Genomic DNA, 7,042 nt, shown 5'->3' with positions numbered 1-7,042 from the left:
ACAGGGGGGCGGTGGAGGTGGACACGGCGGGGGCCTTCTAATGCCCGGCCCCACCCGGGGCGATGTGCGCTTTGCCGTACCCGCCAGGGCGGCCAGGGAGCCGGTGCGACGCCTGCCTGTCCGCCTGAATGCACCCCCTGGATTGAATGCCCCGAGCGTCCCTCTTAGAATTCTACAGGAAGCGCGGAGGCCGGAAGGTTCGGGCCGTCGGCTACCGGAGTGTGAGCGGGAATGCCCGACGAGCTGGGTGAACGCGAGAAGGAAGTCCTCCGTGCCGTGGTGCAGGAGTACATCACCACGGGCGGCCCCGTCGGCAGTCAGCAACTGACGCGCCGCGGGGAGTTCGAGGTCTCCTCCGCCACGATGCGCAACGTCCTCGCCGACCTGGAGGCCCTGGGCTTCCTGGAGAAGCCCCACACCTCCGCCGGGCGCGTGCCCACCGACCGGGGCTACCGCTTCTACGTGGACACACTGGTGAAGCTGCGCGACCCCGCGCCGCGCGACCGCGAGCTCATCCACGCGGGCCTCGTGCACGAGTCCAACCTGGACGACATCCTGTCGGAGGCGAGCCGCGTCCTGCACTCGCTCACCCGCCACGCGGGCGTCGTCCTCACGCCCCGTCCTGATGCCGCCAGGTTCCAGCGCATCGAATTCCTGCGCCTGCGCGAGGATCGCGTCCTCGCCATCCTCGTCGGTCAGAACGGCCAGGTGCACAACAAGGCCCTCACCGTGGACTTCCCGGTGACGTCCGACGAGCTGGTCAAGGCCAGCAACTACCTGTCCGAACTGCTCCACCAGGTGCCGCTGGAGGAAGCTCGCGAGCGCATCCGCGCGGAGATGGATCAGGACCAGGCCCTCTACAACGCGCTCACCGCCAAGGCCCTCAAGCTGGGCGCGGCCGCCACCGACCTCCAGACGTCGGAGCGCGTGCTCATCGAAGGCACGGGGTCGTTCCTGGAGCAGCCGGAGTTCGCGGACGTGGAGCGCATCCGCGCGCTGTTCCGCGCCCTGGATGAGAAGCACAAGCTGCTCCACCTCCTGGACCGCGTGCAGCGCACCAAGGAGATGCACGTCTTCATCGGTGCGGAGAGCGAGTTCTCCGCCGCCGGTGACGTCACCGTCATCGCCAGCCCCTATGGGACGGCGGAAGCGGTGCTGGGCACGGTGGGCGTCATCGGGCCCACGCGCATGGACTACCGGCGCGTGATTCCCCTGGTGAACTTCACCGCGCAGGTGCTCTCCAGCGTGCTGGAGAAGGTGTAGCCCCTCCCTCGCGCCCTACTGGGGCGCGGGCGCGTAGACGCGCAGCGCGGCCGTGGCGACTTCGAAGCGCATGGGCGTCATGCCCACGTTCTCGCCGTCCGCGTTCACCTCCATCGGAGGGTCCGTCTCCACGGTGAGGCGGGCGGTGTCCAGGTGCACGACGGACTCGTGCTCCAGGTGGCCGCCGCTGCGCATGCTCAGCGCCACGCGCGCCAGCGTGGCCACGTCCTGCAAATGGCCCAGGCCCGTGCGCTCGCCGCCGCCCTCCGCCGCGGACGGCGCGGTGATGGCGTAGACGTGCAGCCGGCGGTCGTCCAGCGTCGCGTCCGGCGCCACCATGTTGCCCGCGCCGTGGTAGCGGCCGTTGCCCACCACGAGCTGGAGCGCGTCCAGCTCCAGCGTCCTGCCATCCGCCTGGATTCGGACGTGGAAGGGCTGCAACGTGCGCATCTCCGCGGCGGCGGCCATGGGGTACGCCAGCTTGCCGGCGCGCTGCTTCAACTCCTGCGTCAGCCGCTTCGCGATGGCGGTGGTGAGCCCCAGGCTGGCGGCGTTGAGGAAGGGACGGCCGTTGACGAGCCCCACGTCCACGCGCGCCGTGTAGCCCCCCATGATGACGTCGCACGCGGCCTCGATGGTGTCCGGGATGCCCAGGGAGCGCGCGAAGTCGTTGCCGGTGCCCAGGGGCACCACGCCCAGCGTGACGTCGCGGTTCATCAACACCTGCGCCGCGCAACTGATGGTGCCGTCGCCTCCTCCCACGAGGACGCGGCGGGCACCCGAAGCGATGGCCTCCTCGAGCACCGAGCGCAGGCGCTTGGGCTTGGACAGGGCATGCGCGGCGATGAGGGGAATGCCCCGCGCGGTCAGCAGCGCCCGGGCCTCCTCGAAGGCCAGGAGCCCCGAACGGGAGCGCGTGTTGACCACCAGGACCGCGGGGCCCTCGTCCAGGTGCCGGAGTCGGGGGGGCGCGTTGAGTGCGGGTTCCAGGGGCGACCTCTGCTTTCTGTGCCGGCCTCCAACCTGCGCACGACTGGACAGCCGCACCAGTCGCGCCCCAGAGAAAAGGGCAGGGCGCTGTCCATTCCCGATCCGCGCACGGCGGAAGGTTCCTGGGGCGGACAGGGGTAGGGGGCCGCCGGGTTCCCTGCCCGAACGGACATGGTCACCCTTGCCACGACGCGGACTTCCCGTCAGGGACCGCGCCGGAACCGTTTCCAGGAGGGTGATGCATGGCACGTGGAAGCAAGGCGAAATACTCGGACAAACAGAAGCGCATGGCCGAACACATCGAAGAGGGCTACGAGGACAAGGGCGCCGGCGAGAAGACCGCCGAGGCCCGCGCGTGGGCCACCGTCAACAAGCTCACCGGTGGTGGGATGAAGGGCGGCTCCGGCAGCAAGGCGAAGGTGGCCCGCAGCCGTCCCGCGGCCCGCAAGAACGCGCGCAAGGCGGGGCGCATCGGTGGCAAGCGCCGCGCGGCGGCCGCGAAGAAGACCTCCACCTCCAGCCGTCGCAAGGCCACGCCCACGCGGGCGAAGCGCGTCACCACGGGCCGTAAGGCCACGCGCACGGGCACCGCCGGCAAGCGCTCCACCGCGCGCAAGAGCACCGCGCGCAAGACTCCGGCGCGCAGGAGCCCTGCTCGCAAGAGCACGTCCCGTTCGCGCACGACGAAGCGCGGCGGCTCCCGCAAGTAGCGCGTCCGACCGGCTTTCCGGTGGCCAGGAACGTGGCCACCGGGCGCACGGGCTACCGCCTCAGCGCGACTCCTCGTCCTTGGAGGAGTCCCGCGACGGCGCGTCCCACGGCCAGCCTTCGGGGTCCTGCTCCAGGCGGCGCAGCAGCTCCGCGGGGTCCTTCACCAGCGTGCGGCACCCGGCCGTGAGCAGGTTGTCCTTGCCGAAGCCACCGCACAGCATGCCCACCGTGCCCAGGCGCAGTTTGCTGGCGGCGATGGCGTCGTAGGGCGTGTCGCCCACCACCGCCACCGTGGCGGGGTCCGGCTTGCCCAGCTTCGCCATGGCCACCTCGAAGATGTCCGGGTGGGGCTTGCTCTTGTCGGACTCGTCCGCGGTCGTCTTCGCCTCGAAGAGGCCGTCGATGCCGCACAGCTCCACGTAGCGCTTGAGCTCGTCGTCCTTCGCGCTGGAGGCCAGCGCCACCTTGCGGTCGCGCTTGCGCAAAAGCTGGAACAGCTCCTTCACGCGCGGGAAGGGGCGCACCTTGGGCAGGAACTCGCGCTTGTAGAGCGCGGAGCGGTACTCCTCCAGGTCCTTGCCGAAGCGCTCCAGCTCCTCGTCGTTGAAGAAGACGGGCAGGAGCTGATCCGCGCCCTTGCCAATCTGGCTGCGGACGTGGGCGAAGGGGATGTCCCGACCGAACTCGATGAACGACCTGCGCCAGGCCTCGGCGTGCTCGTCCACCGAGTCCATCAGCGTTCCGTCCACGTCGAAGATGACGTTAGCGACCATGCGCAGCACCCTCCGCCCTCAAAGGTGGCGATGGATGGCGGGCCGGTCAACCGCCCGTGGGTGACTTCGGTCCACTCTCCTGCGTTGCGCTGTCCACGAGTGTCCGGGTCTGCACGCTGTAGCCGTCCGGTGCGGCGGGGGTGAAGGCGTCGTTGGGCAGCGGCGCCTTCAGGTCCACGCGCGACAGCACCGTCTCCCCCACCTGGAGGCCGCCCGCGTGGCGCGTGAGCTTGCGCGGCACGCACAGGCCCAGCTCCGCGTCGCAGTGCTCCTCCTCCATCCGCACCTCGGCTTCCGTGCCGTCGGGCGCACGCGTGCGCCTGGCGAGGAAGTCCAGCGTGGGCCAACGCAACACGTAGGTCACCACCATGCCCCCTCCCGCGTCGCCCTCCAGCGGCATGGACAGCTCCACCGCCTCCTTCGCCTTCGGATGGGACAGCGCGCGGCGCGCCTTCGTGCTGCGCAGCAGCAGCGGCGCGCGGAAGCCGTCCGGCACGAAGGGGGTGAAGACCTCCGTCAGGAAGGCCGACAGCTTCTCCGCGGAGACCTGCGAGGTGAACGTCGTGAACTGCTTGTTCGCCTCCACCTGTTCGTACAGGTGCTTGCCGTCCCACGACACCGTGCGCGCCGGCTGCGTCACCGTGCCGCGCATCTTCTGCGGCGCGCGGTACGCGAACGTGAAGCCCGCGGACAGGCTGTCGCCTTCCTTCTGCGTGCCTTCCAACTGGTAGTTCAGGAGCTTCGCGTCGCGCGCGGCCAGCTTCTCGCGCACCTGCGACATCAGCTCCGCGCTGTCCCCGCTTCCGGAGGAGGACGAACGGCATGCGAGGAGGCTCAGCAGGGGCAGCAGGAAGAGGGCGCGCATGGACAAGGCTCCAAAATGAAAGAGGCCCCACTGTCGCCAGGGGGGCCTCTTGGGTCTGCCCCGGTGAGGGGGCAGCAGGGACTACTTCACCGCCACGCCGGTCGCGGAGGAGCTGGTGATGCCGATGATGGTGCCGAACAGCGCGAAGATGCCGTGACGCGGCGTGGTGCTCGCCGACTTCAGGTCGATCTTCGAGGCGCCCATGGCCTTCGCCTCGCTGATGAGGAGCTTGTTCACGACCGTGTCCAGGTCGCTCTGCACGATGTCGATGATGTGGAAGATCGCCGTCAGGCCCAGCGCGTTGCCCTGGATCACGGCCACGGCCTCGCCGTTGGCGGCGATCTCGGAACCGGAGACAACGGCGGACTCAACGCTGGTGCAGCCCACGAGGGAGGCGGCGGCAACGGCGGACAGGATGAGCTTCTTCATGGTTTTCTCCCCAACAGATGGTTGCTTGCACGGTGGCGGGCCGCCCTGGACGGGCGCCCCGCCGTTTGATGGAACCCCAAGCGGCGCGGTTCGTACCAGAAGTCAACTTCAAGTCAAGGACCCGGGTCGGGGTAATCCGAGTTGTGTTTTACATTTCATCCGCAAGGTGGCCGGGGACAGGTCGCCCCTTTGGCGGACGTGAGGCATCTTCGCGCATGCACCCGGTTTCCGTTCCGCGTCCCGCCACCCCGCAACGCGTGTGGCTGCACCTGCTGCTGTTCGTGGTGACGCTGGGGACGACGTTCCTTGCGTACCTGCTGCTCTTCGGGCGCTCATTTCCCTTCAGCGAAGCGGGGCTCCTGCCGGAGGACCGGGCGCAGGCGCTGGCCTTCAGCGCGTCGCTGCTCGGCATCCTGGGCTCGCACGAGATGGGGCACTACCTGCTGGCGCGGTGGCACAAGGTGGACACGTCGCTGCCCTACTTCATCCCACTGCCGGTGCCCGGGAGCCTGGGCACGCTGGGCGCGGTCATCCGGCTGCGGGGGCGCATCCCCACGCGCAACGCCCTGGTGGACATTGGCGCGGCGGGGCCGCTGGCGGGCCTGGTGGTGGCGCTGCCGCTGCTCTACTGGGGCCTCTTGCACTCCACGGTGGTGGACTCGCCGCCGGTGCCTTCGACGTTCCCGGGTGACTCGTCGCTGTGGGTGCTGGGACAGAACCTGCTGCATTGGGCGATGGAGCGACTGACGAACGCGCCGCCCGTCGTGGAGGCCGTCATCACCCAGCGGCAGACGGTGTTCGGCGACAACCTCATCATGAAGGCGCTGACGTGGATTGCGCTGGGTCCGGTGCCCGAGGGCAAGGACGTGGTGGTGCACCCGGTGGTCATCGCCGCGTGGTTCGGCCTGCTGGTGACGCTGCTCAACCTGCTGCCCGTGGGCCAGTTGGACGGCGGGCACCTGACGTTCGCGGTGTTCGGGCCGCGGGCGCGCACGCTGGGCAAGGGCGTGGCGTGGGTGCTGTTGTTCCTCACGGTGTTCGTCACCGCGTCATGGGGCCTGTGGCTGGTGGTGGCGAGCAAGGTCGTGGGTTTCGGGCATCCGGAGGTGGTGCAGCCCGAGGAGCCGCTGAGCCCCGTGCGCAAGCTCATCTGCGCGCTGTGCCTGCTGGCGCTCATCGGTTGCGCGATGCCCGTCCCCCTGCGAGAGGTGCTGTCATGAAGTACCTGTGCGAGGGCTGCGAGCGGCTGGGCCCGGTGGAGTCCTTCCACGTCGAGGCCGGCCAGTTGTCCGTGACGTGCCGGGTGTGTGGCGCCCGGACCCTCGCGGGCCCGTCCCAGGCCGCGCCCTCGCGTGCGTCACCGGGGCATGACGCGCCCCGGCCGGACGACGCGGTCCGCGGTGGGAGCGAAGGCGTCGCGGTGGCCGTGCCCGTGGAGGCGTCCTTCGCGTCCGTGCCGTCGGGGTCCACCCGGCCCAGCGTCACCGCGCTGCGTGTGGTGCGCTCCGACGCTTCGTCCGCGAGGTCCGCCCTCCCGGAAGGGGATCCGTTCCAGGCGCCGCCGGGCCACTGTCCCAAGTGCGTGGCGCCCATTCGCGAGGACGCGGGGGCCTGCGCGCAGTGCGGACTCGTCTATGCCAACTTCCTGCCGGAGGAGCACCAGCCCTCAGAGGTGCTGGCCACGGAATGGCACGCGCTCATGCGGGAGTGGAACGACTGGGACCCGCATGACCGCCTGCTGACGATGGCGATGGGCCGGGGGGAGCTGGCCATGGTCGGCCGGCTGTACCGCCTGCGGCTGGCCCGGACCCCGGACGACACCATGGCCCTGCGCGGTCGGGACGAGGTGATGCGGCGGGTGACGTCCGCGGTGCCGTTCGCGTCGGACGGCCCGTCGCCGGAGTTCGCGCGCAAGGTGAAGAACGTCGTGATGGGCGCGGTGCTGGTGGTGGCCCTGGTGCTGGTGCTGATGCTCTTCCAGATGGTGCGCGGGTCCTTCTCCTAGGCAGGG

The 7,042-nt window shown here is 70.0% G+C and carries 8 protein-coding genes; 4 read left to right on the top strand and 4 right to left on the bottom strand.

Annotated features, from left to right (window positions below; all coding sequences use genetic code 11):
* Window positions 1–231: 231 nt before the first annotated feature.
* Window positions 232–1,263 (top strand): heat-inducible transcriptional repressor HrcA, encoded by a 1,032-nt coding sequence (gene hrcA, locus D7V88_RS16815; protein WP_120541655.1) that lies wholly within the window; start codon window positions 232–234, stop codon window positions 1,261–1,263.
* Window positions 1,264–1,278: 15 nt separating this feature from the next.
* Here hrcA and D7V88_RS16810 read toward each other — a convergent pair whose 3' ends face one another.
* Window positions 1,279–2,190: a lipid kinase gene (locus D7V88_RS16810; RefSeq protein WP_244238190.1), complete on the bottom strand. Its 912-nt coding sequence runs from the start codon at window positions 2,188–2,190 to the stop codon at window positions 1,279–1,281.
* Window positions 2,191–2,495: 305 nt separating this feature from the next.
* Here D7V88_RS16810 and D7V88_RS16805 point away from each other — a divergent pair, with 305 nt between their 5' ends.
* Complete coding sequence (locus tag D7V88_RS16805; RefSeq protein ID WP_120541654.1) at window positions 2,496–2,963, top strand: transcriptional regulator; 468 nt, start codon at window positions 2,496–2,498, stop codon at window positions 2,961–2,963.
* Between the two features lie 60 nt (window positions 2,964–3,023).
* Here D7V88_RS16805 and D7V88_RS16800 read toward each other — a convergent pair whose 3' ends face one another.
* The 3 genes from D7V88_RS16800 to D7V88_RS16790 all read right to left on the bottom strand — a co-directional run bounded on the left by D7V88_RS16800 (window position 3,024) and on the right by D7V88_RS16790 (window position 5,031).
* Window positions 3,024–3,737, bottom strand: a complete 714-nt coding sequence (locus tag D7V88_RS16800; RefSeq protein ID WP_120541653.1) for an HAD family hydrolase — start codon at window positions 3,735–3,737, stop codon at window positions 3,024–3,026.
* 46 nt (window positions 3,738–3,783) lie between these two features.
* Window positions 3,784–4,602: a hypothetical protein gene (locus tag D7V88_RS16795; RefSeq protein ID WP_120541652.1), complete on the bottom strand. Its 819-nt coding sequence runs from the start codon at window positions 4,600–4,602 to the stop codon at window positions 3,784–3,786.
* Window positions 4,603–4,683: 81 nt separating this feature from the next.
* On the bottom strand, window positions 4,684–5,031 hold the full coding sequence (locus D7V88_RS16790) for a hypothetical protein (RefSeq protein ID WP_120541651.1): 348 nt from the start codon (window positions 5,029–5,031) through the stop codon (window positions 4,684–4,686).
* Window positions 5,032–5,246: 215 nt separating this feature from the next.
* Here D7V88_RS16790 and D7V88_RS16785 point away from each other — a divergent pair, with 215 nt between their 5' ends.
* The gene (locus tag D7V88_RS16785) at window positions 5,247–6,251 is read left to right on the top strand and encodes a site-2 protease family protein (RefSeq protein ID WP_120541650.1); all 1,005 of its coding nucleotides are present in this window, start codon (window positions 5,247–5,249) and stop codon (window positions 6,249–6,251) included.
* Window positions 6,248–7,036: a hypothetical protein gene (locus D7V88_RS16780; RefSeq protein WP_120541649.1), complete on the top strand. Its 789-nt coding sequence runs from the start codon at window positions 6,248–6,250 to the stop codon at window positions 7,034–7,036. Before D7V88_RS16785 ends, D7V88_RS16780 begins: the two co-directional genes overlap by 4 nt.
* Window positions 7,037–7,042 lie beyond the last annotated feature (6 nt).

Origin of the sequence: Corallococcus terminator, from assembly GCF_003611635.1 — a bacterium.
Lineage (GTDB): Bacteria > Myxococcota > Myxococcia > Myxococcales > Myxococcaceae > Corallococcus > Corallococcus terminator.
Note: the sequence above shows the minus strand (reverse complement) of the source record. Positions and strands in the feature narration are given on the sequence as shown.

Coding starts and splice junctions, on each gene's coding strand:
- D7V88_RS16785 (WP_120541650.1), top strand. CDS start 5,247: ATGCACCCGGTTTCCGTTCCGCGTCCCGCCACCCCGCAACGCGTGTGG.
- D7V88_RS16780 (WP_120541649.1), top strand. CDS start 6,248: ATGAAGTACCTGTGCGAGGGCTGCGAGCGGCTGGGCCCGGTGGAGTCC.
- D7V88_RS16790 (WP_120541651.1), bottom strand. CDS start 5,031: ATGAAGAAGCTCATCCTGTCCGCCGTTGCCGCCGCCTCCCTCGTGGGC.
- D7V88_RS16805 (WP_120541654.1), top strand. CDS start 2,496: ATGGCACGTGGAAGCAAGGCGAAATACTCGGACAAACAGAAGCGCATG.
- hrcA (WP_120541655.1), top strand. CDS start 232: ATGCCCGACGAGCTGGGTGAACGCGAGAAGGAAGTCCTCCGTGCCGTG.
- D7V88_RS16795 (WP_120541652.1), bottom strand. CDS start 4,602: ATGCGCGCCCTCTTCCTGCTGCCCCTGCTGAGCCTCCTCGCATGCCGT.
- D7V88_RS16800 (WP_120541653.1), bottom strand. CDS start 3,737: ATGGTCGCTAACGTCATCTTCGACGTGGACGGAACGCTGATGGACTCG.